Genomic DNA, 26,468 nt, shown 5'->3' with positions numbered 1-26,468 from the left:
TGCTGCGCCGAAATTAGGCCGGATGAGGGAATTTGTTCAGGACATGTACGGGTAGAGTCCCTATTCTGTCCACTATGATGGCATTGACGAAGGCGGGGGCGCTCCTCGCGACATTGGCGGGATCGATGGTCGCACCGGGCGGGCAGGACCAGCTCGACCGCTATCGCACCCAGATGGCGAATATGAGCCCCAACCAGAGCGCGGCAGGAATGCCCAGCCCCGCCGACGGCGCCATCGCGGCGGCTCTGGCGCAGTGGCGAGCACTGCAACAGACCGACTCGCTGCCCTTCGACAGCTATGCCGGGTTCCTGATGGCGCATCCCGGCTGGCCGGGCGAGGCAGGCTTCCGACGCGCGGCGGAGCGGCAGGCGGCGAACTTCACCGCCGCGCCGTCCAGCATGGTCGCCTATTTCCGCCGCTTCCCGCCATTGTCGGCGGCGGGCGGCGTCGCCTATGCCCGCGCGTTGCTGGCGACCGGCGCACCGGGCCAAGCGGCACAGGCGGCGCGGACCGCGTGGCGGCGGGGGACGCTGTCGCCAACCGACGAAGCGCTGGTCATGTCGACCTTCGCCGCCTCGCTGACGCCCGAGGATCATGACGCGCGGATGGACTCGCTGCTGTGGAGCGGACAGACCAGCGCCGCCGCCCGGCAGCTCGGCTATACCAGTTCGGCGCGACGCCCGGTCTTCGCCGCCCGCCTCGCCTTCCGCACCAAGTCGGCGGAGGCGGCCAGCCTGTCGGCCTCGACCGCCGAGCTTTATGCGAACGACGCGGGCTATGTCGCGGACCGGGCCATGTGGCTGCGCGATACCGGCGACAGCCTGACCGCGCGCTCCTGGCTCGCACGGTCGCGGAATCTGAGCATCCGCCCCGGCAATGTCGAGAAATTCTACGAAACGCTGCTGCTCAACGCCCGCGCGGCGGCGTCCGACAATCAGCTTCAGACCGCCTATGACATCGCGCGGCAGGTGGACGACGCCTATCCCGTCGGGACCGACGTCTCGACCAAGCCCTATGGCGAGCGGGACGATTATACCAGCCTGGTCTGGCTGGCCGGGCAGAGCGCGATGAAGCTGGCGCGGCCCGCCGATGCGATGACGCTGTTCGACCGTTATGGCCGGGGCAGCCAGTCGCCACAGACGCGGGCCAAGGGCTTTTACTGGGCGGGGCGCGCGGCGGAGGCGGCGGGGCGCTCGACCGAAGCGGCGGGATTCTATAATCGCGCGGCGCAGTATCGCGATCAGTTCTACGGACAACTGGCGCTGGAGCGGACCGGCCGCCCGCTGGTCGCCCCGCCCGCCATCGCGGCGACCAACGTGCCGCCCGCGACCCGCGCCGCCTTCGACGCGCGCGAGACGGTGCGCGCCGTCAGGTTCCTGGGCAATATCGGCCAGTGGCAGGACCAGAGCGCCTTTGTCCGCCAGATCGCCGCCGATGCGGAGAGCGAGAGCGATCACCTGCTCGCCGCCGACCTGTCGCGCACGATCAACCGCCCCGATCTGGCGGTGATGGTGGGGCGCAGCGCGATGCAGAACGGGCTGACCGACTATTCGGCGGCGGGGTTCCCCATCGTGCCGGTCCCGTCGGGCTATGAATCGAGCTGGACGATCATCCATGCCATCGCACGGCAGGAAAGCCAGTTCGACCGCGCCGCCGTCAGCCATGCGGGTGCGCGCGGCCTGATGCAATTGATGCCCGCCACCGCCGCCGAGCAGTCGGGCAAGATCGGGCTCGCCTATTCTCCCGCCTCGCTGACCACCGATCCGAACCTGTCGATCCAGCTCGGCGCCAGCTATTTCGAGCGGATCCGCAACAATTACGGCAGCTATCCGCTCGCCATCGCCGCGTATAATGCGGGCGGCGGCAATGTGAACAAATGGCTGCGGCTCAACGGCGATCCCCGGACCGGCGCGGTCGATATTGTCGACTGGATCGAGGCGATTCCCTATTCCGAGACGCGCAACTATGTGCAGCGCGTGCTGGAGAATGCCGTCGTCTATGACCTGATGAATCCCAGCCGCGCCACCAGCCGGGGGACGACGCCGCTCAGCTGGTATCTCGGCAAGTCGCGTCCGGGTTGATCGGGGGCGTCCAGGCGATAGAGCGGGATGATGGACCGTCCCAACTATATCACCCCTGCGGGCTATTCCGCGCTGCGCCAGGAATATGAGGCGCTGTTCGCGGTCGAGCGGCCCAAGCTGGTCGACACCATCGCCTGGGCGGCGGGCAATGGCGACCGGTCGGAGAATGGCGACTATATCTATGGTCGCAAGCGGCTGCGCGAGATCGACCGGCGGCTGGGCTGGTTGTCCAAGCGGATGAAGGCCGCCAAGGTCATCGACCCCGCGCGCCAGGAGGACCGCAGCAAGGTGTGGTTCGGCGCGACCGTCACCATCGCCGATGAGGATGACAACGAACGGGTGCTGACCCTGGTCGGCAACGACGAGGCGGATGCGGGCCAGGGCCGGGTCGGCTGGAACGCGCCGCTCGTCCGCGCGCTGCGGGGCGCAGGCGTCGGCGACCTCCGCCGGGTCGTATTGCCGGCGGGCGAGCGGGAATATGAGGTGATCGCAATCACCTATCCCGACCCTTGAACCCAGTAAGGCAACGAATCGTTTCGCAACCGATACTTGCCTTGGATCAAGGATGGGCCATGATGGAGCCATGCGGCCGCGATCGGCGCGGCTGCTTGCGAAAGTCATCGATCATGCCCATTCCCGCCCGCTGGTCCGCCCCCCTGCTGTCGGTGTTCCGGGCCGTATTTGGGCTGGTCTTCCTGTCGCACGGCGTATCGAAATTCTTCGCGCTCCCGCCCTTCCCCATGCCGCTCAACCCATTGCTGACGGCGGCGGGCGTGCTGGAACTGGTCGGCGGGGCGCTGCTGCTGATCGGGTTGTTCACCCGTCCGGTGGCGTTCATCCTGTCGGGCCAGATGGCGGTCGCCTATTTCATGGCGCACGCGCCGCAAGGGTTCCTGCCACTCGCCAATGGCGGTGAGGCGGCCATCCTCTATTGCTTCGCTTTCCTGTACCTCGCGGCGGCGGGCGGCGGATCGATCGGGGTCGATGCAATGCGGCGTGGAAGCTGACGCGGCGCTCTGATAGTCAGGGCGCATGAACGCACTGACCCGCAATATCGCGCTGCTCATCGATGCCGACAATGCCCAGTCGGCGGCCATCGACCCCGTACTCACCGTCCTGGCGGAGTTGGGCACGGTCAATGTCCGCCGTGCCTATGGCAACTGGTCCAAGCCTGGTCTGAAGGGCTGGCGCGACGTCATGGTCAAACATGGTATCGAGCCGCAGCAGCAGTTCGATCTGACCAAGGGCAAGAACGCCACCGACATGAAGATGACCATCGATGCGATGGACCTGCTGTTTCGGGGGCGGATCGACGGGTTCGGGATCATGTCGTCCGACAGCGACTTCATGCCGCTGGCCACCCGCATCCGGCAGGACGGCTTCCCCGTCTATGGCTTCGGCAACAGCCGCACGCCCGAGGCGTTCCAGCAGGCGTGCAGCCGCTTCATCGATGTCGGCGCGCTGATCGGCGAAGCGTCTCGTTCCGCCGCCGTCTCCGCGACGAAGCCGACGGCCGCCGACGTGCCCCTGGCCGATTCGCTGCCCCCTTCGATCGAGGCGTCCAAGCGGACCGCCGGTACGCCGCGCCCCATCGACGAGGAACTGCTCAAGCTGCTGGTCGACGCCTATAACAACGTGAAGCGCGACGAACGGGGTTTCGCCAGCCTGTCCACCATGGGGCAGCTTGCCGGCAATCGCTCCAGCTTCGATACGCGCAATTACGGCTTCAAGCGGCTGTCCGACCTGATCGAGGCGGTCCCCAATTTCCAGACCGAGCGGCGCGAGGACGGGCGCACCTTCGTCAAGCGGATGCGTTAAATCCTCCCAGATACGGGGATGGGGAGCGCCGCGAAGGGCAACCTGTTTGAAAGCCCCCCTCCGTCCGGCCTTCAGCCTGCCCCCTCCCCTTACAGGGGAGGATTTTAGTCCCTGGGATCGGGCATGGTCAGCGTCGCGCAAGTGCCCGGCCCCGCATCCTCGAACCGCACCTCGCCGCGCAACTGGCGCGCCAGGCTGGCGATCATCCGCATGCCCAGGCTATGTCGCGACGCCGCCTTCATGTCGAAATCTTCGGGCAGGCCCCTGCCCCGGTCGCGGACCGACAGGATGATCTGCCCGTCCCGCGCGTGGAGCCGCACGTCGATCGCGCCGCCGCCTTCGTCATAGGCGTATTTGATCGCATTGGTCAGCAATTCGGTCAGCATCAGCCCGATCGGGATGGCGGTATCGGCGTTCATTTCGATCGCCGCGATATCGCAGTGAACCTGATGGTTCTGCGCCTGCTGCGCCAGTTGTTCGGCGATGCCGCAGGCCAGATCGTCGAGGCACACGATCCCCACCCGCTCGCCGCGCCAGAGCTGGTCGTGGGTCTGCGCGATCGCGGTGATTCGCGCCTGCGCATCGTTCAGCATCCGCAACACGCGGGGGTCGTCATCCTCCTGCTTTTGCAGGTTCAGCATCGCGGAGACCAGCGCCAGGCTGTTCTTCACCCGATGGCTGGCCTCGCGGGTCAGCAGTTGCTGATGCTCAACCGCCTCGGCCAGACGACGCTCGGCCTCTTGCCGCTCGATCGCGACGCCGATCAGGTTGGCGAAACCCTGCATGAAGGCCAGATCGGCCTCCTCGAACCGCCCTTCGTCCGTACTGTCGACTTCCAGCACGCCGTAACGCTGGCCCGATGCCTCGACAATCACATTGATCGCGCGCCGAATCCCGTGGTCGGCCATGAATTGCGGGGTGCGAAACCGCTCTTCCCGGTCGAGATGGTTGGAAATGACCCCCAGCCCCGTCTGGAGCGCGAAACCGGCCGGAGAGCCCAGATCGGTGCGCATCTCGGTCGATCCGATCACGCCCTCGCCCCAGCCGACGCCGGTGCGGACCAGCAACGTGTCGCGGTCGGGCCGATATTCCAGAAACTTGCAGAAACGCGAACGCATGCCCTCGGCACATAATTCGGTCGCGCGTTGCAGCATCGGGTCCAGATCCCGCGCACGCAACGCCTCGATACCGAAAGCGGCGAGGACCGATTGCTGGCGAAGCCGGTAATGCAACTGTCCCGCGCGGTCGACTTCCGAATCCTCGCCCTGCGCCTGTTCCACCACCGCCATTCGCCATCGAATCCCTTATCGCCCCTTTGCGCACGGCCCGAGAGTAGGTATTCGCTTAACCGTTTTAAACCCGATCAAAATCCCTTCCGGAGCCATCGGCAATCCCGATCGCCCATAGCATGATGCCCTCCCCGATCGCCCGGGAAGGGCATCACGGCGCGGCAAAGCCTGTCGCCCGATCAGCGCGTCAGCTTCTTGTACGCCAACCGGGTCGGGCGGTCGGCGGCATCGCCCATGCGGCGACGCTTGTCCTCTTCATAGGATTCGTAATTGCCCTCGAACCATTCGACATGGCTGTCGCCCTCGAACGCCAGGATGTGGGTGCAGAGGCGATCGAGGAAGAAGCGATCGTGGCTGATGACCACGGCACAGCCCGCGAACGTCTCCAGCGCCTCTTCCAGCGCGCGCAGCGTTTCCACGTCGAGGTCGTTGGTCGGCTCGTCGAGCAGCAGGACGTTGCCGCCCTCCTTCAGCATCTTGGCCATGTGGACGCGGTTGCGCTCACCGCCCGAAAGCTGGCCGACCTTCTTCTGCTGGTCGGGGCCACGGAAGTTGAACGCGCCGACATAGGCGCGCGTGCCCAGTTCCTGCTTGCCGAAGCGGAAGACCTCCAGCTCGTCGGAGATTTCCTGCCAGACATTCTTGTTGGGATCGAGGTCGTCGCGGCTCTGGTCGACATAGCCGAGCTTGACCGTCGAGCCGATCTCGATCGTGCCCGCATCGGGCTGTTCCTGGCCGGTGATCAGCTTGAACAGCGTGGACTTGCCCGCGCCGTTCGGCCCGATCACGCCGACGATCCCGCCCGGCGGCAGCATGAAGTCGAGATTCTCGAACAGCAGCTTGTCGCCATAGGATTTGGTCAGCCCCTTGGCCTCGATGACCTTGCCGCCCAGCCGCTCGGGAATCTGGATCAGGATCTGCGCCTTGCCCGCGACGCGGTTTTCCTGCTTCTCCATCAGTTCCTCGAACGCACGGATACGCGCCTTCGACTTGGTCTGGCGAGCCTTGGGCGTCTGACGCATCCAGGCGAGTTCGTCGGCGATTGCCTTCTGCTTGCCCGCCTCGTCGCGCTCTTCCTGCTCCAGCCGCTTGGCCTTCTTTTCCAGATAGCCGGAATAGTTGGATTCGTAGGTGTAGTAGCGACCGCGATCGAGCTCGAGCACCCAGTTGACGACATTGTCCAGGAAGTAACGGTCGTGGGTGACGAGGATGACGTTACCCGCATATTCCTTCAGGTAATTTTCCAGCCACGACACGCTTTCGGCGTCGAGGTGGTTGGTCGGTTCGTCGAGCAGCAGCACGTCGGGCTTTTCGAGCAGCAGCTTGCACAGCGCCACGCGGCGCTTCTCACCGCCCGACAGGCGCGTGACATCGGCATCGCCCGGCGGGCAGCGCAGCGCTTCCATCGCCTGTTCGAGCTGGCTGTCGAGCGACCAGCCATCAACCGCATCGATCTTGGCCTGCAACTCACCCATCTCTTCCATCAGGGCGTCGAAATCGGTGTCGTCCTTGGGATCGCCCATCTCGGCCGAGATGGCGTTGAAGCGATCGACCAGATCGGCGACCGGGCGCACGCCGTCCTTCACATTGCCCATCACGTCCTTCGACGGATCGAGCTGCGGCTCCTGCGCCAGATAGCCGACGCGGACACCCTCGGCGGCCCAGGCCTCGCCGGTGAAGTCCGTATCCATGCCCGCCATGATCTTCATCAGCGTGGACTTGCCCGCGCCGTTCGGACCGATGATCGCGATCTTCGCGCTCGGCAGGAACTGGAGGTGGATATTGTTGAGGACAGGCTTGTTGGCGCCGGGGAAGGTCTTGGTCAGACCCTTCATCACATAGGTATATTGGACGGCCATGGCGGCGCGGGGCTCCGTGCTTTTCGACTGTAGGATGGTTTAGCGCCCATGTAGTCGGTGGGCGGGCGGTTGGCAAACGGGACTGGCTGGGCAACAGTCGGGATCATGAAGCGCTTTCTCCTTGCGGCCCTTGCCGCCTCCGCCCTGACCTCTCCCGTTCTGGCACAGCGGACGCCCCCGCCGATGCCCGCCACGGTCGCGCCGGAGGTCGAGCGGTTGCGCGACGCCGCGCTGACCGACACGGTCGCCTGGGACATTGTCGAGGGGCTGACCACCGAGGTCGGCCAGCGTCTCGCGGGCACCGAGGCGGAGGCGCGCGCCCGGCAATGGGCCGTCGCGCGGCTGACCGCGCTGGGCTTCAAGAATGTGCGGATCGAACCCTATCGAATGCCGGTCTGGGAACGCGGGGCGGAAAGCGCCGAGATCCTCGCCCCCTTCCCGCAGAAGCTGACGCTCGCCGCGCTCGGCAATTCGGGGGCGACCCCGGCGGCAGGGTTGACCGCCGAAGTCGCCGTCTTCCCCGGCATGGCCGCGTTCCAGGCCGCGCCGGACAGCGCGATCAAGGGGCGAATCGTCTATATCGGCAACGCCATGCCCCGGACGCAGGACGGCGCAGGCTACGGCGCCTATGGCACTGCGCGCTTCACCGGCCCGGCGCTGGCGGCCCAGCGCGGTGCGGTGGCGATCGTCATCCGCTCGATCGGCACCGATCATCACCGCTTCCCGCACACCGGCACCACCAATTTTCCCGAGGGCGTGAAGCCGATCCCGGCGGCGGCGCTGTCCGTCCCCGATGCCGAGCAGTTGGAGCGAATCGCCAGCCGGGGGCAGCCGGTGCGCATGAAGCTGGTCCTCACCCCCCGCATGGTGGGCACGCGCGAATCGGGCAACGTCATCGCCGAGGTGCCGGGCAGCGATCCGTCGGCGGGCATCGTGCTGGTCGGCGGCCATCTCGACAGCTGGGACCTGGGCACCGGCGCGATCGACGATGCCAGCGGCGTGGCGATCACCGCAGCGGCCGCCAAGCGGATCATGGACGCGGGCACGCCGCGCCGCACGATCCGCGTCGTCTGGTTCGGCGCGGAAGAGGTCGGCGGCATGGGGGGCGCGGCCTATGCCAAGGCGCACGCCGATGAGCGTCACGCCACGGCGTCGGAGAGCGACTTCGGCGCGGACCGGGTCTGGCGGTTCGAGGTCAACCTGCCCGCCGCCGCACAGCCCGTTGCGGACCGGCTCCAGACCGCGCTTGCGCCGCTTGGCATCACGCGGGGCAGCGGCCTGGGCGGCGACGGCACCGATATCGGCCCGACGCTGAAGCTGGGCACCGGTGCGATCGACCTGAACCAGTCGGGATGGGATTATTTCGACACCCATCACACGCCTGACGACGTGCTGGACCGGGTCGATCCGGCGGCATTGCGGCAGAATGTGGCGGCGTGGACCGCGATGCTGGCGGTCGTCGCCAACGCGCCCGAGGCGATCGGCCCGGTTACGCCGCGCTGATGGCCGCTGGCATCGCTCTGTGCCGGTAACGTTTTGGTAACGCCAACGCCTTGAAAAAGCCCGATCCGTGCCATCGGTTCGTCGCGAACCTTGCGGTCATGTGAATTTTGCGGATTGACCGCGATGAACCGCGCGTTATTTGAGCCGCTTCGCGACGGCATTCGGGTCGGCCGCGATGATTGCTTATGCTTGGGAGCATTCGAATGAAGAAGATTGCCTTTGTTCTCGCTGCCGCCGGCCTGATGTCCGTGGCCGCCTGCACGAAGTCGCCTGAGGCGGCCGCTGTTGAAAACAACGCGGACATGCTGGCTGACAACATGGAAATGCAGGCCGACAACCTCGAAGCGGTTGCCGACAACACCTCGAACGGTGCTGCCGCTGCGACCCTCGAGAACGCTGCCGACAACATGAACGCCGCTGCCGACAACGTCCGTGACGCTGCCGACGCCAAGGCGGACAACATGCAGTAATGTCGCCTCGGACCTTCGGGTCCGAAGCGCCGACTGCTTGTCGGAAAAGGGCACCTTCCTCGCGAAGGTGCCCTTTTTCTTTTATGGGATCGCCAATCCCCCGTTGCGAACGCGCACGCCGTCACGCTACGGACATTTTCGGTGGGGCCTGTAGCTCAATGGTTAGAGCTGGCCGCTCATAACGGCTAGGTTGCGGGTTCGAGTCCTGCCGGGCCCACCAATCCACATTCGCGCATCATCCGCACTGGCCACGTGCATCCTGGGCCAATGACGTCCTGCGCGTTGTCCTGCTCGACCGGCACTTCCGAGGTCTCCCACGATAGGCCGCCACCGGCGACCGTTCGGCGTCGCGATAGGCCCGCGCAATACATATTCGATCTCCGCGACGCTCTGGCCAGCCGCAAACCAATGGAATCCCCGTTCAGAGATAACGCCGCAGACATAGTGTTTGCCGAGCTACCGCGCACGGTCGGGAGATATTGGCAGGCTGAAGAACCCCGATCGTTCCGATCAACGATCATGAGCCCCTCGAGAAATATCTCCGGCAATCCACTCAATTTCTCCGGTCCGCCACTCACCGGAAGCTGCGAACGCCTTTCAACTTCAATCGCAAATCTCACAACTTTTATTGCCTGAAAATGGTTCTCAGTTTTACTTGTGAAAATCCCCTTGCCGTCCTTACGGATATTCCCGTAATGTGGCGAGCGAGCCGATTTACGAAGGATGAAGGCAATGGCAGTCAAGGGCGACCCCAAGGTCATCGAGTTTCTGAACGAGGCGCTCAAGAACGAGCTGACCGCGATCAATCAATATTTCCTGCACTACCGTCTGCTCGACCATTGGGGCGTCTACAAGCTCGCCCAGTTCGAGTATAAGGAGTCGATCGACGAGATGCGCCACGCCGATTGGCTGGCCGAGCGTATCCTGTATCTGGACGGCCTGCCCAATTTTCAGCTGCTCGGTCGCCTGCGCATCGGCGAGACGGTGGAAGAGGTGCTCAAGGGCGATCTCGCCATCGAGATCGAGGCGGTGGCGCAGCTCAAGGGAGCGATCGCCTATTGCGAGGAAGTCCGCGACTATGTCAGCCGCGACCTGTTCCAGCGCATCCTCGCCAGCGAGGAAGAGCATGTCGACACCCTGGAACGCCAGTTCGAGATGATCGAGCGCATGGGCATCCAGAACTATGTCCAGTTGAACGCCATGGCGGAAAACGACGCCCCGAAGTCGGGCGCAGCGCCGCACCTGCAGGGGTAATGGCGGCTGGGGCGGGTTTGATAGCCCGCCCCCTTCCGGCTTTCGGACTCCCTCCCCGTCCAACCCACATATCCCCTCACCCCCGTTCAGCCTGAGCGAAGTCGAAGGCCACGGAAAACCCTTCGCCATAAAGCCCCTTCCAAGCTTGGCCGAGGCCATCCCATGGCCTTCGACTTCGCTCAGGCTGAACGGAGGTGGGGCTGGAACGGAACAGAGGTGGGTATGGAGCGGAGCGGAAGTGCGGACTAGCCCAAGGGTGGAATGAGCATCAGGCGGGGCTTGCGCCCCTGCCCTCAGTCCTTGTTCGCGAACGGGTTCTTCGGTGCCCGCAGCGTCAGGCGCACCGGCACCGCGCCGAAGCCCAGTTCCCGCCGCATCGAATTGACCAGATAACGCTCATAGCTCGCGGGCAACTGGTCCACCCGTGTCCCGAAGATCACGAAACTCGGCGGACGCGACTTGATCTGGGTGACGTAGCGCAGCTTGATCCGCTTGCCGCCGGGCGCGGGCGGCGGGTTGGCGTCGACCGCCTTTTCGAACCAGCGGTTGAGCTCCCCGGTCGGCACGCGCTTCGACCAGGCCGCGCGCGTCTCGAACGCCGCCTCGATCAGCGTGTCCAGCCCCTTGCCGGTCGCCGCCGACACCGCGAGCAACGGCACGCCCTTCACCTGGCTAAGCCCATCCTCCAGCGCCTTGCGAACACCGTTGAACAGCGAGGACGGATTCTCCGCCACATCCCATTTGTTGAGCGCGATGAGCAGCGCCCGCCCCTCTTCCAGCACGCGGTCGGCGATGCGCAGGTCCTGCGACTCCAGCCCCAGGGTCGCGTCGAGCAGCAGCACCACGACCTCGGCAAAGTCCACCGCGCGCAGGGCGTCGGCGACGGACAGCTTTTCCAGCTTGTCCTGAACCTTGGCCTTCTTGCGCATCCCCGCCGTGTCGATCAGGCGAACCTGCCGCACCTCGCCGTCGCGGTCGCGCCATTCCCAGTCGATCGCGATCGAATCGCGGGTGATCCCCGCCTCCGGCCCGGTGATCAGGCGATCCTGCCCGAGGAAACGGTTGATGAGGGTCGACTTGCCCGCATTGGGCCGCCCGACGATCGCCAGCTTCAGCGGCGCGAAGGGGTTTTCGAGGTCGACTTCCTCTTCTTCCTCGATCTCGACATCGATGAAGGGCAGCAGTGCCTCGAACAGATCGCCCACGCCCTCGCCATGTTCGGCGGAAAGCTGGACCGGATCGCCGAAGCCGAGCGCCAGCGCCTCGAGAATGCCCTGTTCCGCCGCACGCCCCTCGGCCTTATTCGCGGCGAGGACGATCGGCGTGTCCGAACTGCGCAGCCAGCGCGCGATTTCCTCGTCCAGCGGCATGATCCCGGCGCGGGCATCGACCAGGAACAAGGCGACATCGGCCTCGCCCACCGCCGCCTCGGTCTGGCGGCGCATGCGGCCGGGGAGCGTATCGGGGTCTTCGTCTTCATAGCCCGCCGTGTCGATCACACGGAAATCGAGACCCAGCAGATGCGCGTCGCCTTCACGCCGGTCGCGCGTCACGCCGGGCCGGTCATCGACCAGCGCCAGCTTCTTTCCGACCAGACGATTGAACAGCGTCGACTTGCCGACATTGGGACGGCCGACGATCGCGACGATAGGGAGTTTTGCCATCGCCGTCCGTTAGCGAAAGGCGAGCCTTTCGTCACGGTACAAAACATACCGTCCCCCCAGCGCGACGGAGGGACGGCCGTCCATCACTTATAGGCGGCGATCCGCCCCTTCTGATCCAGGACGTACAGCACGCCGTTCGCCACGATCGGCGGCAGGGCGAAGGGCGTCTTGGCCTCGACCGTCGCCTGCACCGATCCGTCGCCCGGATTGGCATAGACGATCTGCCCTTCCGAATTGGTCAGGATCAGGCGATTGCCCGCCAGCACCGGGCCGAACCAGGTGATGGCGCCGTTCCTCTTCTTCTCGTTATGGAAACGCTGAAGCTGCGAAATCCAGCGCGCCTTGCCGCTCGACCGGGCCAGCGCCACCAGACGGGCGTCGTCGGTGACGAGGAAGATCCACTCGCCCGCGATCCAGGGCGTCGAGATGCCGGCGAAATTCTGTTCCCACAGACGCTGGCCGGTCGACAGTTCCAGCGCGACCATGCGGCCGCCCTGGCCCAGCGCATAGACGCGGCCCTGATCGATCACCGGTGCGGCGTCGATGTCCGACAAGGTCGACACCGAGGTCGAAATGCTGGTCCGCGACAGCGCGTCCTGCCACAACATGCGGCCATTCTCGTAGCGATAGGCGTTCAGTTCGCCGCTGGAGAATCCGGCGACGACCGTGCCCTGGCTGGCGGCGGGGGCCGCGACGCCGAACACGCCCTGCGTTTCCAGCGTTCCCTGCCCGGCCCAGACGATCTTACCATCCGCCTGGTTGATCGCGTAGAGCTGATTGTCCTGGGTCAGGACATAGACATTGCCATTGGCGATGGTCGGCGATCCGCGCAGCGGACCACCCGGCTTGGCGCGCCACAGCACCTTGCCATCGGCGGCATTGGCCGCGATCACGTCGCCCAGGCCATCGGTGGCATAGACCGTGCCGCTGTCATAGCTGGCACCGCCGCCGAAGCGCGCGAGCCGGTTCTGGTCGCCCTCGGTAATCCCCGCCGACCACAGCTTCGCACCGGTCTCGGCGTTCAGCGCCTGGAGATTGCCCTCGACATCGACGACGAACAGCTTGTTCTCGGCGACGACGGGCGCGGCCCCCAGCGGGTCGCGCGCCGAACCGCCGTTGATCGTCGCTTCCCACAGACGCTGCGGCTGCTCGCCGAGCGCCAGTTGGCCCATCGACTTGGCGGCATTGCCACCGGGCTGCGCCCATTCGGGGTTCGTTTCGGGCGCGGGTAGCAGGACCTGCACATCGGCGATCGTCTTGTCCGCCTCGACCCCGGTTTCGGACACCAGGATCGGCACCCGGTTGCCCACGGTCGGGGTCTTTTTCGGCGCGCTCTTGAACACCCCACAGGCGCCGAGCGCGATCAACGCGGCGAGCGCGGCCGAGGTGCGGAAATGCTTCGTCATTGGGTCTTGGTGTCCTCACTCTGGCCGACGGCATCGACCCCCAATACGCCGGCCATCTGAACCGCACGTTGCCGCAACGTATCGGGCACATCCTTCTCGCTGGCAATCTGCCCGAACAGGCGACCGGCCTGGGCACGCTTGTTCTGGCGGAGATAGGCGATGGCGACCATCTCGCCCGCGCTGCCGAACCAGGCGTTGCCGGGCACCGCCATGCCGCCAAGGCGCGCGATCACGGACTCGGGCTTCAGGGTGTCATATTCGGCCATGGTCTGGCGGACCAGCGCCAGGTCGCGGAACGGTTTGGCGAGCGAGGCGTCGTTGGCGATCGTCGCGAAGCGCGCGGCAGCCCCCTTCAGGTCGTCCTTCTGGAGAAGAATGTCCGCCTGGGTGAACTGCGCCAGCGCGCGGTACGCATCGACGTTCGAGGCGGCCAGCGTCTTCAGCTTGGCGTCGGCCGTCTTGGTGTCGTTCTCCGCCAGCGCGTCGTAGGCCGACTGCAACTGCTCGCCATCGGCCGCCGCCGCCTGGGTCCGGTGATGCTGCCAATAGAGATAGCCGCCGAATGCCGCGAGCACGATGACGACCAGCGCACCGACGATAAGGCCCCAGCGGGTCCAGAAACGGGTCAGCCGATCGCGACGCAGTTCGTCGTCGACCTCGCTCATAAAGGCCTGGCTGGATTGGGGCGTTAGGGCCAAGACGGGCTCCGCTATTCTGGATCAAGGCAATTGGAAGCCGCGACCTTTAGCGAGGAGCGGGCCCGGTGGGAAGCGGCCTTGGTTTATCCACCGTCACGCGGGGCATAGATCTGCTCCGGTCCGGGGAAACGGCGGGTACGGACATCCTCGGCATAGGCGCGCGCGGCCTCGCCGATCCGGTCGCCCATCGTCTCGTACCGGCGGACGAAGCGCGCGGTGCGATCGAACAGGCCCAGCATATCCTCGCCGACCAGAACCTGCCCGTCGCACTGCGCCGATGCGCCGATGCCGATCGTCGGACAGGCGATGCGGTCGGTAATCTCGATCGCGATCGGCTCGACCACGCCTTCGATCACCACGGAAAAAGCCCCCGCGTCGGCGATGGCGACGGCGTCGGCGACGATCTTTTCCGCTTCCTCGGGCGTACGACCGCGCGCGCCATAGCCGCCCAGCACGTTTACCGCCTGCGGCGTCAGGCCGACATGGCCCATCACCGGGATGCCGCGTTCGACCAGGAAGCGCACGGTCGGCGCCATCGCCACGCCGCCCTCCAGCTTGACCGCCGCCGCGCCGGTTTCCTTGAGCAGCCAGGCGGCATTCTCGAACGCCTTTTCGGGGCTCGCCTCATAGCTGCCGAAGGGCAGGTCGATGACCACGACCGCATGATAGCTGCCCCGCACCACCGCCGCACCGTGCGCCGCCATCATCTGGAGCGTGACCGGCACGGTCGAGGGCAGGCCATAGATCACCTGCCCCAGGCTGTCGCCGACCAGCAGCATGTCGCAATGCGGATCGAGCAGTTGCGCCGACCGCACCGTATAGGCGGTCAGCATGACCAGCGGCGTCGCCCCCTTGGCGCGCCGGATGGCCGGGACGGTCAGCCGCTTCATCGGGGCGGGCGTAGGCGTGGCGCGACTCGTCGCGGTGTCGAGCGTGTAGGTCGTGGACATGGACCGGGCCTTACTCCCCCCGCGCAAACGGCTCCACCCCCTTGGCTCCGCTCAGAAGATTTCGGCGTAGCGTTCCGGCTTGAACCCGACGGTCAGCGTGCCGTCGCGGTCGAGAACGGGGCGCTTGATGAGCGAAGGCTGCGCCTGCATCAGCCGGATCGCCTTGCCTGCGTCGATGTCCTGCCGGTCCGCTTCGTCCAATTTGCGGAAGGTGGTGCCGGCGCGGTTGAGCAGCACTTCCCACCCGACCCGATCGACCCAACGACGCAGGGTGGCCTCGTCGATGCCATCGGTCTTGTAGTTGTGGAAGCGATAGGCGACGCCGTGCTGGTCCAGCCAAGTACGGGCCTTCTTCATCGTGTCGCAGTTAACAATCCCATATACCGTAGTTGTCATTATGACCCCATTGCTCAAAGACAGAGGCAGCGCGAGTACGTAAAACAGCTGCGTCGCTACCGATCCGCGTCCATTCTAGCAGTCTTGTCGACCAGTGAGAAAACGGGCGCTGCGCCGCATAAGACGTCCATACAGGCCCAGCCAGTGACGAAGCGATAATGGGCGACCGATTGGCCCACAGGCGCGCTCACTTCGCGCCATGTCTCGGATTGAGACCGAGCGAACCGTGCATCTCCCAGTCGATAGGCAAAATGATTGGGGATGAGACCACTATCTGGTGTGTCGTCCGCCTCTGTAGACAACGCCATTTCATCCAACAAGCGAACGATGCAGGGGCCATCGAACGACACGCGAAGAAGATGCTCGTCATCCCCTGGGAGGATGAAATCTGCCGATACCCCGTTTGTTTGCCAACGGAAGGACAGCAGGTCGCTGGCAATGGCGTTGATTCGAACGCCAGTCTCGATCGGTTCGTATCGGGGCATAAAGGTATGTTGGCAGCTTCAGCAGATTGCGACAATCCATCCGCATCGCAGGCAAGTGCGACATTCGCCTTTGCATACAACCATGGCAGATTGCTCGCAGTTGGGGATGCCGTAGAGTTGGACGGTCATGAGGCGCCTCGGGATGATATGGATGCGCGGTCCATAATCGGGGTGTCTGGAAAAAGCAGCATCGGGTGGGGCGTGGCCTTCGACTTCGCTCAGGCTGAACGGCTGGTGGGATGGTCCATCTCCCTCGCTCCGTTCAGCCTGAGCGAAGTCGAAGGCCAAGGGCGAACCTCCCCACGCCATCCTAACCCGTGGCAAGCCGCATGGGGTGGCGCCCCCTCCCCCATCCGGCTATCCCGTCCGCATGCAGGACCATCCCTTCTACGCGCTTCACACCCACGGTCTGATCCGCGTGGCCGCCGCCACGCCCGCCGCCTCGGTCGGCGATGCGCATGCCAATGCGGCGGCGATGCTCGATCTGGCGCGGGTCGCGGATGAGGACGGGGTCGACCTGATCGTCTTTCCCGAATTGTCGCTGACCTCCTATGCGATCGACGACCTGCATCTTCAGGGTGCGATGCACGCCGCGACGCTGGAGGCGCTGGGCGAGATGGTGGATGCCAGCGCGGCGCTGTCGCCGGTCATGCTGGTCGGGGCGGCGCTGCCGCGCAACGGGCGGCTCTACAATTGCGCCGTCGTCATCGCGCGCGGGCGCATCCTGGGCGTTGTGCCGAAGACCTTCCTGCCCAATTACCGCGAATATTATGAGAAGCGCTGGTTCGCCAGCGGTGCCGGGCTGACCGGCCTGACCATCGAACTGGACGGGCAGAGCGTGCCCTTCGGTACCGACCTGATCTTCGCGGCGGAGGACGTGCCGGGCTTCGTCATCCATGCCGAAATTTGCGAGGATTACTGGGCCCCCACCCCGCCCTCGACCGCGGGCGCGCTGGCGGGGGCGACCATCTGTTGCAACCTGTCGGCGTCCAATATCGTCATCGGCAAGGCGCGGGACCGGGCGATGCTGGCCGCCGCCCAGTCGGCGCGCGCCGCCTGCGCCTATGTCTATTCCGCCGCCGGGATCGGGGAGAGCACTACCGACCTGTCCTGGGACGGACAGGGTCTGGTCCACGAACTGGGCGAGGCGCTGGCCGAGTCCGAACGCTTCCTGCGCGAGCCTGCGCTGACCATCGCCGATGTCGATGTCGAGCGGATCGTGCAGGAGCGGTTGCGCTTTGGGACGTTCAACGATGCCGCCGCCTTTGCGGGCCATCCCGAGCAGCGCTTCCGCCGGATCGGCTTCGTCCATGGTGCCGAGCCCGCCGATCAAGGCCTGCGCCGGGCGGTGCATCGTTTCCCCTTCGTGCCCGACGACCCCGCGCGGCGCGATGCGGATTGCTACGAAGCCTATAATATCCAGGTCGAGGCGCTGGCGAAGCGCCTCGATGCCAGCGGTGCGAAGACGCTGGTCATCGGCGTGTCGGGCGGGCTCGATTCCACCCATGCGCTGATCGTCGCGGCCAAGGCGACCGACCGGCTGGGCTGGGGGCGCGAGCGTATCCTGGCCTTCACCATGCCGGGCTTCGCGACGGGCGAAGGGACCAAGGCCCATGCCTGGTCGCTGATGCGCGCGCTGGGCGTCAGCGCGGAGGAGATCGACATCCGCCCCGCCGCACAGCGGATGCTGGCGGACATGGGCCACCCCTTTGCGCAAGGCGAGCCGGTCCACGACGTCACCTTCGAGAACGTCCAGGCGGGCCTTCGCACCGATTATCTGTTCCGGCTGGCCAATCAGCGGGGCGGGATCGTGCTGGGCACCGGCGACCTGTCCGAGCTGGCGCTGGGCTGGTGCACCTATGGCGTGGGCGACCAGATGAGCCATTATGCCGTCAATGCGGGCGTGCCCAAGACCCTGATCCAGTTCCTGATCCGCTGGTGCATCCGAACCGGGCAATATGACGTGGCGACCAACACGGTACTCGCCGCGATCCTGGCGCAGGAAATCTCGCCCGAGTTGGTTCCCGCCGATGCCAGCGGCGCGATGCAGTCGACCGAGGCAATGATCGGCCCCTATGCGCTCAACGACTTCTTCGCGCATTATGTCATCCGCTATGGCCTCAAGCCGTCCAAGATCGCCTTCCTCGCCTGGCATGCGTGGCGCGATGTCGAGGCGGGCGGCTGGCCGGAGGATCTGCCGGCGGACGCGCGGGTCGCCTATGACCTGCCGACGATCCGGCATTGGCTGGAGCGGTTCCTGACCCGCTTCTTCCAGACCAGCCAGTTCAAGCGCTCCGCCCTGCCCAACGGGCCGAAGGTTTCGCCCGGCGGCGCACTGTCGCCGCGCGGCGACTGGCGGGCGCCGTCGGACGGTCGCGCATCGGTCTGGCTGGCGGAGTTGAGCGACGCGCTGCCGCCCCACTGACATCACACACTTGGCAGTGGGCCTAGAACAGGTCTATGCTGTCTTGTTCGTCACATTTATTCCAGAATTACAGGCTCCTCCTGGCCTGTCGGCACGAGAGAGATCATGAGCCTTGTCGTTCGCACCCTGTCCGAACAGATCTTCACGATCATTCGCGAACGGATCATCAGCGGCGACCTGACCGAAGATCAGCCGATCCGCCAGGATGCGCTCGCCAACGAACTGGGCGTCAGCAAGATCCCGCTGCGCGAGGCGCTGGCCCGCCTGGAGCAGGAAGGGCTGCTGACCAGCCAGGCCAATCGCGGCTTCTTCGTCCGTTCGCTGGGGGCCAGCGAGGCGGAGGAAATCTATGAGCTCCGCCTGGCGCTCGAACCCGATGCCGCCGCGCGCGCCAGCCGGGTCGCCACCGCCGCCGATCATCAGGTCGCGAGGGACGCGCTGGCTGCGCTGGACGTTGCGGCGCATGAGGCGTTGCATGAGGTCGCCCTGCGCAACCGGGCCTTCCATCTGGCGCTGGTCCGCCCGCTGGGGGCCGCGCTGACCTTTCAGTTGATCGAGCGGTTGCAGGTGCTGGCCGAGCGCTATGTCGTCCAGCATCTCAAGCCAGCCGGGCGCGAGACCCGCGCGCACAAGGAACATCAGGAATTGCTCGACGCCTGGCTGGCGCGCGACGAGGCGCGGGTCGCCGGTTTCCTGACCGAGCATATCGGCGCGACGCTGGTCGATCTGCGCGCGCAACTGGGCCGCTGATCCGCTCAGCCGGGGGGACGGACGAACGGCGTGGTGATGATCCGCGCACCCCGGCGATAGGTCAGGTAACGCCATAGCCATTGCAGGCCGACCCGGATGCGCTGCGCGAAACTGACCAGCAGCACGACATGGACGATCGCCCAGAGCATCCAGGCTGGATAGCCCTTCATCCGATATCGACCGAAATCGAAAATGGCCGCGTGTCGGCCGATGATCGCCGCATTGCCGCGATTGTGGAAGCGGAAGGGCTTGGCCGGCCGCCCCCCGGTCAGTTCATCGCGGAGCGCCTTGCCCAGATACTGCCCTTGCTGCTGCGCGACCTGCGCCAGTCCGGGCAGCGGCTTGCCATCCTCGTCCGGGCAGGCCGCGACATCGCCCAGCGAATAGACGCCGTCCGTCCCCTCGACCTTCAGGTCGGGGCCGACCGGGACCCGCCCGCCCGGCCCCGGCGCGATACCCAGCAGCCTGGCGGCCCCGGTCGGCGCCACCCCCGCTCCCCACAGGACGGTCCGCGCGGGGATGAAGTGTCCGCCAGCCCTCAAGCCCTCGGCCGTGATCGCTTCGACCGGCGTATCGGTCATCACCTGCACGCCCAACTGCCCCAACGCACGCTCGGCATAGCGGGCGAGCGATTCGGGAAAGGCGGACAGGATGCGCGGACCGCCCTCGACCAGGATGATCTTCGCCGTTTCGGGGCGAATACGGCGGAAATCGGAGGCCAGGGCATAGCGGGCCAGTTCCGCCACCGATCCCGCCAGCTCGACACCGGTCGGGCCGCCGCCGACGATGACGAAGGTCATCAGCGCCTGACGATCCGCCGTGCCGTCGCGCTCGGCTTCCTCGAATGCGCCCAGCACGCGCGACCGGATGACCCGCGCCTCCTCGATCGACTTGCAGGCGGGGGCGAAGGGCCGCCATTCGTCATGGCCGAAATAGCTGCTGGTCGATCCCGTCGCGACGACCAGCCGATCATAAGTCTGCGTCTCGCCGGTCGCGAGCGCCACCTCGCGCCGGTCCGTATCGACCTGCGCCACCTCGCCCAGCACGACGCGGATATTGGGATAGCGGCCCAGCACATGGCGGATCGGCTCGGCCACGTCCGCCGGAGACAGGGCGGCGGTCGCCACCTGATAGAGGAGCGGCACGAAGAGATGATAATTGTTGCGATCGATCACCGTCACGCGGACGGGGGCGTTCGCCAGTCCCTGCGCGACGGCGAGCCCGCCAAAGCCCGCCCCGACGATGACGACATGCGGCCAGTTCGGATCGACGGTCGCGGTGCTCATCCCCTTCCCCTCACCATGTCGCCGCGATCTTGCCGAAATGGCCGCCACGCTCCTGCAGGCGGAACGCCTCGCTCAGGTCGGCAAGGTCGAAGCGGCGATCGACCACGGGGCGAAGGGCGGCATCGTCCAGCGCCCGGACGAACTCCAGTTGCATCCGTCGGCTGCCGACGATCAAGCCCTGCAACCGCGCCTGCTTGCGCATCAGCGTGGCGGTCGGCACGTCCCCGGCGATCCCGGTCAGCACGCCGATCAGCCCGATATGGCCACCGATCCGAACCGCGTCGATCGACTGGGTGAGCGTCGCCGGACCGCCGACCTCGATGACATGGTCGACGCCCTCGCCCGCCCAGTCATGGACGTGCTGCCCCCAATTCTCATGGGTCCGGTAGTTTATGACATGCGCCGCGCCGAGTTCGCGGGCGCGCGCCAGCTTTTTGTCCGACGAGGAGGTCACGACCACCCGAGCGCCCATCATCCGCGCGATCTGAAGCGCCCAAATCGACACGCCACCGGTACCGAGGACCAGCACCGTATCCCCGGCCTTGAGCCCGCCATCGACCACCAGGCTGCGCCAGGCGGTTAGCCCGGCGGTGGTGATCGTCGCCGCTTCGGCATGGTCATAGCCCCTGGGCGCGCGGGTGAAGGCCGTAGCGGGGGCGACCACCAACTCACAGGCATAGCCGTCGATCCCGTCCCCCGGCACGCGCGAAAAGTCGCCGACGCGCGGCGGGCCCTCCTGCCAATCGGGGAAAAAGCACGAAACCACCGCGTCGCCCGAGGCGAAGTCGGCCACGCCCTCCCCGACCGCCTCGACGACGCCCGCGCCGTCGGCCATCGGGATGCGGCCATCCTCGGTCGGCATCTTGCCCGCGACGACGCCATAGTCGTGATAGTTGAGCGAGGTGGCGTGCAGGCGAACGCGGATCATGCCGGGCCCCGGCGCGCCGGGATCGGGCCGCTCGACCATCCGCAACCGGTCCAGCCCGCCGGGCGCGTCGAGGATCATCGCTTTCATGCCATCGCCTTCATCACTGTCATATGGATGGCGCAAAAACGCGGGCGCGGCGCGATGCGATCCCTCAACCGGTCGCCAGCACCCACCCATTGGGCAGGAAATCGACTGACATATAATAATAAAAGGCGCAGCCGCCGTCGCCGCGATAACTGCCTCCCTTCACGATTCCGAATGCGGTGCCGCCCAGGAAGACCGGGCCGCCGCTATCCCCGCTACGACAGGTGGGACCGCGCACCGCGACCCATGTCGGGGTACAGCCACCGCCGCACAAATCGCCCGCGGGCGCGAAGTCGGGCATCCAGACCTCGGCACAACTATAGCCCGTCCGCTCGCCCCGATGGCAGACGACATCGCCCGCGCGCGTCGAGGTGCGGGGCCGCGAGCCGGTGACTGTCCGGCTGATCGTCTTGGCCGTATCGCTCCAGAAGGCGGGCGGCAGCCCATGGTCGGCGACATTCACCTGCACGTCCTGATAGCCCCAGCCCCATTGCCCGGCATAGCGCAGCGGATGCGCGGCCCCCGCCGCGTCGATCCAGGACAGGTCATCGGGACAATGCGCGGCGGTGACGATCGCACTCTCCACACCGCGCCGCACGACGAAGCCGCTGGTACAGGCATAGCGTCGCCCATCGGCCGGATCGACGCCGACCAGCCGCATGCCGCCCTGAAGATCGGCGAGATCGATATCGGGCGTCTCCAGCGTGGCGATCTTGACCGGCACGCCCGCGATCCGCGCGATCCGGTCGCGCATGGCCTCGACCGGCTCGGCCAGCAGGTCCGCCTGGCCGACCATGACGACGAGTGCCCCGATGCGCGGATCGACACCGATCCCCGGCGGCTGGGTCAGGCTGGCGCGGATTTCGGTCTGGTGCAGCGCCAGCGCGACCACCAGTTGGTGATGCGTCGCATAGGCGCCGGTACGGAACCGGATGGCGACCGGCTGGCCAGCCAAGGGCACGATGCGGTCCGCCACCGGTGCATCGCCGGTCAGGAGAACATCGATCCGAAACGGCGTGTGTCCCACCGACAGGCCCGCGAGCCGATCGGCGAACTCGACCGCCAAGGCATCGGTCACCGGCACCGACGCCTCCTGCACCGCCAGTTCCTGCAAGCCTTGCGTGGCGGACAGGCCGGACACCGAACCATATTGCGCCGCGTCTAGCGCCAGCGAGGCGGCACTGCCCAGGGGAGCCGACGCCGGCTCTTGCGCCGATGCCCGCCCTGCCCAAACCAGCGCGACGGCCACCATCACGATCAGCCACGGCAAAGCCCAGCTATCGGCACGAAAAGAATAGCGTTGGTTATATCCCATCGATTTGATATGTATTACTCAGTGGAAGCCGGAAAGCGGCGATACACGGATAACACAGGGGACCGATACGATGTTGCGACGCCATGCCTTTCCGTTGATCCTTCTCGCCGCCACCGTCGGCGTGGCAGGCTGCTCCCCCTCCGGGTCCGGGAACATCACGGCAACCGACAATGAGTCGTCGGCGGCGCTGACCAATGAGGTTCTGGCGAATGACGAGGGTGCCCTGCTCGACAGTGATGCGCTGGGCAACGTGGCGGGCGACAATGCCGTAGAGGCCGACGCCCTCAACGCCAACTGATTTGCCTCGGTGGCGGGCCCTGACCGGGCCTCACACTGCTCCTGCTCGCCAAAGGAAGCTCCCAGCGGCGATCGACTGGCCCGGCGGATGAACCCGCCGGGCCTTTTTTTGTCAGCGTTCCGGATGACCCAGGGTACGCAAGACACGAAGGTCCTGCTCGACGACCCCCGCTGAGAAGCGCTCGATCAGACGCTGGGCCTGACGCCACATGCCGGTCGGCGGCGGGGCCGTGGCGGGCGCCTGAAGCAACCGCCCGCCGCACATGGTCGCCAGCGCGGAACCATGGTCCGCGCCATCGACGACCAGCGAGGGAAAGGGCAGTGCCGCCTCGGGCGATGCGAACAAATGCCCGCCGGTGCGATCCAGCGCCGCCGTCTCCGGAGGCTGGAAGAACAAGGCTCCCGCAACCTTGGAAACGTAATGGCTGGGCGACAATCGCGCCCACCAGATGCTGGCGAGGCACGCCGCCCCTTCCGCGACCAGCAGCACCGCCTTGTCGGCCTGCGCCACCGCATGATCGAGCCGAGTCGCCCAGATATCCCGCGCCTCTCGTGACGAATCATCGAAGTGAAGCTGGACATCGCCCTGTCGCGGCCAGGCGAACAGGTTTTCCCAGGGCATGGCCCGCTCGGCAGCCGCCACGGGCCCCGCCATCGGCAGGGTGATGATCGAAAAGGGGTCGTTCAGACGCAGTACGGCCGTCATGGTCTGCTCCGTCGATGGGCCCCCTAAGCTACGCCTCTCGCCACGAAGGGCAAGAGGGCGTCGCCTTATCCCAGGGTCATTCCGACGTGGCGAGCCGCGCCGGACGCCGTGCGCTGCTCAGCGCGGTGGCGATGCTGTCGACCATCAACTCATATTGATCGGGAGTATAGCCCGCCGCCAGAAACGCCCGAACCTCGTGCGAGGGAACGCTATAGCCGTGATGCCAACTCAGTACCGCCATGCGGCGCAGCGCCTCCAGCGAGGGATCGGCCAGGCGCGGGTTGCGCGTGTCGCCGAAGATACTGCCCAGCGCGCGGCCCAGCTTGGACGGCGCGCGCAGGCTGGAGATGCGGTCGCGCCGGGCCAGCGCCACGACCTGCCACTCCAGCGCGGAGAGGCGGGCATCGGGGCGGATCGCGGATGCGCCCCGCTGCGCGATCGCGACATCGACCGCGACGCGGGCTGCACCGATTTCCTGAAAAGCGACATAGGCCATGAGACTTCCCCTTGCGTCGCGCGACATCCCGCACGCCGGGCCATGTGCCCGCCGCGATCGGCAGTCCTTCGTCCGCCGCCGTGCTGTCTCGCCTGTTATCGAACCGGAAGACCCGAAGCGCCTTCCATACCGAGTGGTATATTAACGGATCGAAAGCCCGTCAAGCACTTTCATACCGGATGGTACTTAACGCGACGGCCAGAGCGCCATGCCGGTTTCGATCAGCGTTTCCAGCTCCGCGCGCGTCGCGCCGGAACCGGCCTGCACCGCCATCCCCTGAAACAGTGCGTAGAGATATTGGGTCAGCCCCTCGGGATCGACGCCGTCACGCAGGTCGCCATCGTCCCTGGCCCGCTGGAACCGCGCGAGAAGCGCAGCCTGTGCCGATGCCCGGCGCGCCACGACCTCGGCCTTGATCGATTCGGCCTCCGTCCCGCACGCGACCGAATGAATCACACCCAGGCACCCTTGCGGTTCGCTACTGCTCGTCATCGCCTCCAGCGCGCCGCGTAAGAGATTCTCGGCCACCGTCCGCGCGGTCGGCTGTTCCAGCGCCTCGCGGATATAAGCGAGCTTTTCGGCTTCGTAGAGGTCCAGCGCCTTGTGGAACAAGGCTTCCTTGTTGCCGAACGCGGCGTATAGGCTGGGTTTGGTGATCCCCATCGCCTCGGTCAGGTCGGCCATCGACGCGCCTTCATAGCCCTTGCTCCAGAACACCCGGAGCGCGGCCGCCAGGGCCTTGTCGGTGCAGAATTCGCGTGGCCGCCCCTTGCATACGGGCAATAGGTTTTTCATAACACTCGGTATAGAATTATCCGAGCGGTTTGGAAAGCCCCGGCGAGCGACTGGCCCGCCGGTGATCGTCCCGATCGGGATCAGCCGCGCGCCAGGGCGCTGCGCCGCCGCCCATAGGCGAAATAGAAGGCCAGCCCCGCCGCGTTCCAGATCGCGAAACGGACGATGGTCGAGCTGGGCAGGCTGAACAGCAGATAGAGGCAGCCCAGGATCGCCAGCGTGCCGACCAGATAGGGTTGCGGGCAACGGAACAGCCGCTTGGCCTCGGGCGCCTTGCGCCGCAGCACCATCAGGCAGGCGCCCACCGAAATGAACGCCAATAGCGTGCCCGCATTGGCCAACTCGGCGATCTCGTCCAGACGGAAGATGCCCGCGACCAGCGCGATCGACACGCCCGTGACCAGCGTGATGCGGGTCGGCGCGCCGCTCCGCTTGCTGACCACCGCCAGCGACTGGGGCAGCAACCCGTCGCGCGCCATGGTGAAGAAGATGCGGCTCTGCCCGTACATCATGACCAGGATGACCGAGGGCAGCGCGATGACGGCGGCGAGCGCGATCAGATGCGCCGCCGTCGGCTGGCCCAGCGAGCGCAGGACGAGCGCCAGCGGTTCGGGCGAATTGGCGAGTTGCTGGAAGGGCAGCGATCCGATCGCGGCGACCGCGACCGCCATGTAGATCAGGGTGCAGACCAGCATCGAACCGACGATGCCGATGGTCAGGTCGCGGCCGGGATTCTTGGCTTCCTCGGCCGAGGTCGCCACCGCGTCGAACCCGTAAAAGGCGAAGAAGACGATCGCCGCCGCCGCCATCACACCGCGCTTGGCTCCGTCCACCTCATGCGCGGCGAAGCCATAGGGCATGAAGGGATGAAGGTTGTCGGCGTTGAACGCGGGCATGGCGAAGGCGATGAACACGCCCAGCGCGACCAGCTTCACGATGACCAGGATGATGTTGAGCGTCGCACTCTCCCGCGTCCCCGCGACCAGCATCCCCATGACCGACAGCGCGACCAGCACGGCGGGCAGGTTGATGATGCCGCCGCCATGCGGCCCTGACAGGAGTTCGGGCGGCAGATGGACCCCCGCCGCCTGTATCCAGCCGACCAGATAGCCCGACCAGCCGACCGCCACGGTCGAACAGGCCAGCGAATATTCGAGGATCAGGCTCCACCCGACGATCCAGGCGAGCGTCTCGCCCAGCGCGGTGTAGCTGAAGGTATAGGCGCTGCCCGCCGCCGGGATCAGCGTGGCCAGTTCGGCATAGGCGAGCGCGGCACAGGCGCACACCGCACCCGCGATCGCGAAGGCCAGGATGACGGCGGGCCCCGCCCGTTCCGCGCCGACGCCGGTCAGCGTGTAAATGCCGGTGCCGACGATCGCGCCGACCCCCAAGGCGATCAGGTGCGGCCAGCTGAGCGTCTTGGCCAGCGCCTGCCCCTCGCCATGCTGGGTCGCGCTGCCCAGCGGTTTCAACGGTCCGAACATCGTTGGAAATCCCCCCGCCCCAAGGCTCC

At 66.3% G+C, this 26,468-nt stretch carries 24 protein-coding genes and 1 tRNA gene; 11 read left to right on the top strand and 14 right to left on the bottom strand.

Annotated features, from left to right (window positions below; all coding sequences use genetic code 11):
• The first annotated feature begins 74 nt into the window (after positions 1 to 74).
• The 4 genes from QE379_RS10315 (at position 75) to QE379_RS10300 (ending at position 3,899) form a co-directional block, all read left to right on the top strand.
• Complete coding sequence (locus tag QE379_RS10315) at positions 75 to 2,081, top strand: lytic transglycosylase domain-containing protein (RefSeq protein ID WP_307000186.1); 2,007 nt, start codon at positions 75 to 77, stop codon at positions 2,079 to 2,081.
• A 27-nt stretch (positions 2,082 to 2,108) separates the two neighbouring features.
• Positions 2,109 to 2,594 (top strand): transcription elongation factor GreB, encoded by a 486-nt coding sequence (greB, locus tag QE379_RS10310; protein WP_307000184.1) that lies wholly within the window; start codon positions 2,109 to 2,111, stop codon positions 2,592 to 2,594.
• Positions 2,595 to 2,707: 113 nt separating this feature from the next.
• Positions 2,708 to 3,088: a DoxX family protein gene (locus QE379_RS10305; protein ID WP_307000181.1), complete on the top strand. Its 381-nt coding sequence runs from the start codon at positions 2,708 to 2,710 to the stop codon at positions 3,086 to 3,088.
• Between the two features lie 25 nt (positions 3,089 to 3,113).
• Positions 3,114 to 3,899, top strand: coding sequence for an NYN domain-containing protein (locus QE379_RS10300; protein WP_307000178.1), 786 nt, complete (start codon positions 3,114 to 3,116; stop codon positions 3,897 to 3,899).
• 104 nt (positions 3,900 to 4,003) lie between these two features.
• On the opposite strand, the gene QE379_RS10295 is transcribed toward QE379_RS10300, so the two are convergent.
• Positions 4,004 to 5,188: a sensor histidine kinase gene (locus QE379_RS10295; RefSeq protein ID WP_307000176.1), complete on the bottom strand. Its 1,185-nt coding sequence runs from the start codon at positions 5,186 to 5,188 to the stop codon at positions 4,004 to 4,006.
• Positions 5,189 to 5,367: 179 nt separating this feature from the next.
• Entirely contained in the window at positions 5,368 to 7,047 is a 1,680-nt protein-coding gene (ettA, locus tag QE379_RS10290; protein WP_307000174.1) for an energy-dependent translational throttle protein EttA, read from the bottom strand.
• A 105-nt stretch (positions 7,048 to 7,152) separates the two neighbouring features.
• Here ettA and QE379_RS10285 point away from each other — a divergent pair, with 105 nt between their 5' ends.
• The 4 genes from QE379_RS10285 (at position 7,153) to bfr (ending at position 10,274) form a co-directional block, all read left to right on the top strand.
• Complete coding sequence (locus QE379_RS10285; protein ID WP_307000171.1) at positions 7,153 to 8,550, top strand: M20/M25/M40 family metallo-hydrolase; 1,398 nt, start codon at positions 7,153 to 7,155, stop codon at positions 8,548 to 8,550.
• Positions 8,551 to 8,753: 203 nt separating this feature from the next.
• On the top strand, positions 8,754 to 9,020 hold the full coding sequence (locus QE379_RS10280; protein ID WP_307000168.1) for a hypothetical protein: 267 nt from the start codon (positions 8,754 to 8,756) through the stop codon (positions 9,018 to 9,020).
• 144 nt (positions 9,021 to 9,164) lie between these two features.
• Positions 9,165 to 9,240: transfer RNA gene (locus QE379_RS10275), tRNA-Ile, on the top strand.
• Between the two features lie 512 nt (positions 9,241 to 9,752).
• On the top strand, positions 9,753 to 10,274 hold the full coding sequence (bfr, locus tag QE379_RS10270) for a bacterioferritin (RefSeq protein WP_261267856.1): 522 nt from the start codon (positions 9,753 to 9,755) through the stop codon (positions 10,272 to 10,274).
• A gap of 293 nt (positions 10,275 to 10,567) precedes the next feature.
• Here the strand turns inward: bfr and der are convergent, their stop codons facing one another.
• From der to QE379_RS10245, 5 genes are all read right to left on the bottom strand, one after another.
• Positions 10,568 to 11,938, bottom strand: coding sequence for a ribosome biogenesis GTPase Der (gene der / locus QE379_RS10265; protein ID WP_307000166.1), 1,371 nt, complete (start codon positions 11,936 to 11,938; stop codon positions 10,568 to 10,570).
• Positions 11,939 to 12,021: 83 nt separating this feature from the next.
• Complete coding sequence (locus tag QE379_RS10260; RefSeq protein ID WP_307000164.1) at positions 12,022 to 13,344, bottom strand: PQQ-binding-like beta-propeller repeat protein; 1,323 nt, start codon at positions 13,342 to 13,344, stop codon at positions 12,022 to 12,024.
• Entirely contained in the window at positions 13,341 to 14,009 is a 669-nt protein-coding gene (locus QE379_RS10255) for a tetratricopeptide repeat protein (RefSeq protein ID WP_307000161.1), read from the bottom strand. Before QE379_RS10255 ends, QE379_RS10260 begins: the two co-directional genes overlap by 4 nt.
• A 116-nt stretch (positions 14,010 to 14,125) precedes the next feature.
• Positions 14,126 to 14,992, bottom strand: coding sequence for a 3-methyl-2-oxobutanoate hydroxymethyltransferase (panB, locus tag QE379_RS10250; RefSeq protein ID WP_307000160.1), 867 nt, complete (start codon positions 14,990 to 14,992; stop codon positions 14,126 to 14,128).
• 51 nt (positions 14,993 to 15,043) lie between these two features.
• Positions 15,044 to 15,388, bottom strand: coding sequence for an ArsC family reductase (locus QE379_RS10245; RefSeq protein WP_307000158.1), 345 nt, complete (start codon positions 15,386 to 15,388; stop codon positions 15,044 to 15,046).
• Between the two features lie 855 nt (positions 15,389 to 16,243).
• Between QE379_RS10245 and QE379_RS10240 the strand changes: the two genes are divergently transcribed.
• On the top strand, positions 16,244 to 18,298 hold the full coding sequence (locus tag QE379_RS10240; RefSeq protein ID WP_307000156.1) for an NAD(+) synthase: 2,055 nt from the start codon (positions 16,244 to 16,246) through the stop codon (positions 18,296 to 18,298).
• A gap of 105 nt (positions 18,299 to 18,403) precedes the next feature.
• Positions 18,404 to 19,048, top strand: a complete 645-nt coding sequence (locus QE379_RS10235; protein ID WP_307000152.1) for a GntR family transcriptional regulator — start codon at positions 18,404 to 18,406, stop codon at positions 19,046 to 19,048.
• A gap of 5 nt (positions 19,049 to 19,053) precedes the next feature.
• Here QE379_RS10235 and QE379_RS10230 read toward each other — a convergent pair whose 3' ends face one another.
• The 3 genes from QE379_RS10230 to QE379_RS10220 form a co-directional block, all read right to left on the bottom strand.
• Positions 19,054 to 20,334 (bottom strand): NAD(P)/FAD-dependent oxidoreductase, encoded by a 1,281-nt coding sequence (locus QE379_RS10230; protein ID WP_307000150.1) that lies wholly within the window; start codon positions 20,332 to 20,334, stop codon positions 19,054 to 19,056.
• 10 nt (positions 20,335 to 20,344) lie between these two features.
• Complete coding sequence (locus QE379_RS10225; RefSeq protein ID WP_307000148.1) at positions 20,345 to 21,349, bottom strand: NAD(P)-dependent alcohol dehydrogenase; 1,005 nt, start codon at positions 21,347 to 21,349, stop codon at positions 20,345 to 20,347.
• 64 nt (positions 21,350 to 21,413) lie between these two features.
• Positions 21,414 to 22,661, bottom strand: a complete 1,248-nt coding sequence (locus QE379_RS10220) for a hypothetical protein (RefSeq protein ID WP_307000146.1) — start codon at positions 22,659 to 22,661, stop codon at positions 21,414 to 21,416.
• Between the two features lie 70 nt (positions 22,662 to 22,731).
• On the opposite strand from QE379_RS10220, the gene QE379_RS10215 reads away from it, so the two are divergent.
• Positions 22,732 to 22,959: a hypothetical protein gene (locus QE379_RS10215; protein WP_307000144.1), complete on the top strand. Its 228-nt coding sequence runs from the start codon at positions 22,732 to 22,734 to the stop codon at positions 22,957 to 22,959.
• A 111-nt stretch (positions 22,960 to 23,070) separates the two neighbouring features.
• On the opposite strand, the gene QE379_RS10210 is transcribed toward QE379_RS10215, so the two are convergent.
• The 4 genes from QE379_RS10210 to QE379_RS10195 all read right to left on the bottom strand — a co-directional run bounded on the left by QE379_RS10210 (position 23,071) and on the right by QE379_RS10195 (position 26,439).
• The gene (locus QE379_RS10210; protein WP_307000141.1) at positions 23,071 to 23,664 is read right to left on the bottom strand and encodes an alpha/beta hydrolase; all 594 of its coding nucleotides are present in this window, start codon (positions 23,662 to 23,664) and stop codon (positions 23,071 to 23,073) included.
• Between the two features lie 76 nt (positions 23,665 to 23,740).
• Positions 23,741 to 24,160, bottom strand: a complete 420-nt coding sequence (locus tag QE379_RS10205; RefSeq protein ID WP_307000139.1) for a hypothetical protein — start codon at positions 24,158 to 24,160, stop codon at positions 23,741 to 23,743.
• A gap of 186 nt (positions 24,161 to 24,346) precedes the next feature.
• Positions 24,347 to 24,955 (bottom strand): TetR/AcrR family transcriptional regulator, encoded by a 609-nt coding sequence (locus tag QE379_RS10200; RefSeq protein WP_307000137.1) that lies wholly within the window; start codon positions 24,953 to 24,955, stop codon positions 24,347 to 24,349.
• 80 nt (positions 24,956 to 25,035) lie between these two features.
• Complete coding sequence (locus QE379_RS10195) at positions 25,036 to 26,439, bottom strand: amino acid permease (protein ID WP_307000135.1); 1,404 nt, start codon at positions 26,437 to 26,439, stop codon at positions 25,036 to 25,038.
• Between the last annotated feature and the right edge of the window lie 29 nt (positions 26,440 to 26,468).

It is taken from the genome of Sphingomonas sp. SORGH_AS_0879, assembly GCF_030819175.1.
Classification (GTDB): domain Bacteria; phylum Pseudomonadota; class Alphaproteobacteria; order Sphingomonadales; family Sphingomonadaceae; genus Sphingomonas.
The sequence above is the reverse complement of the archived record's forward strand: the minus strand, read 5'-3'. Positions and strand labels throughout refer to the sequence as shown.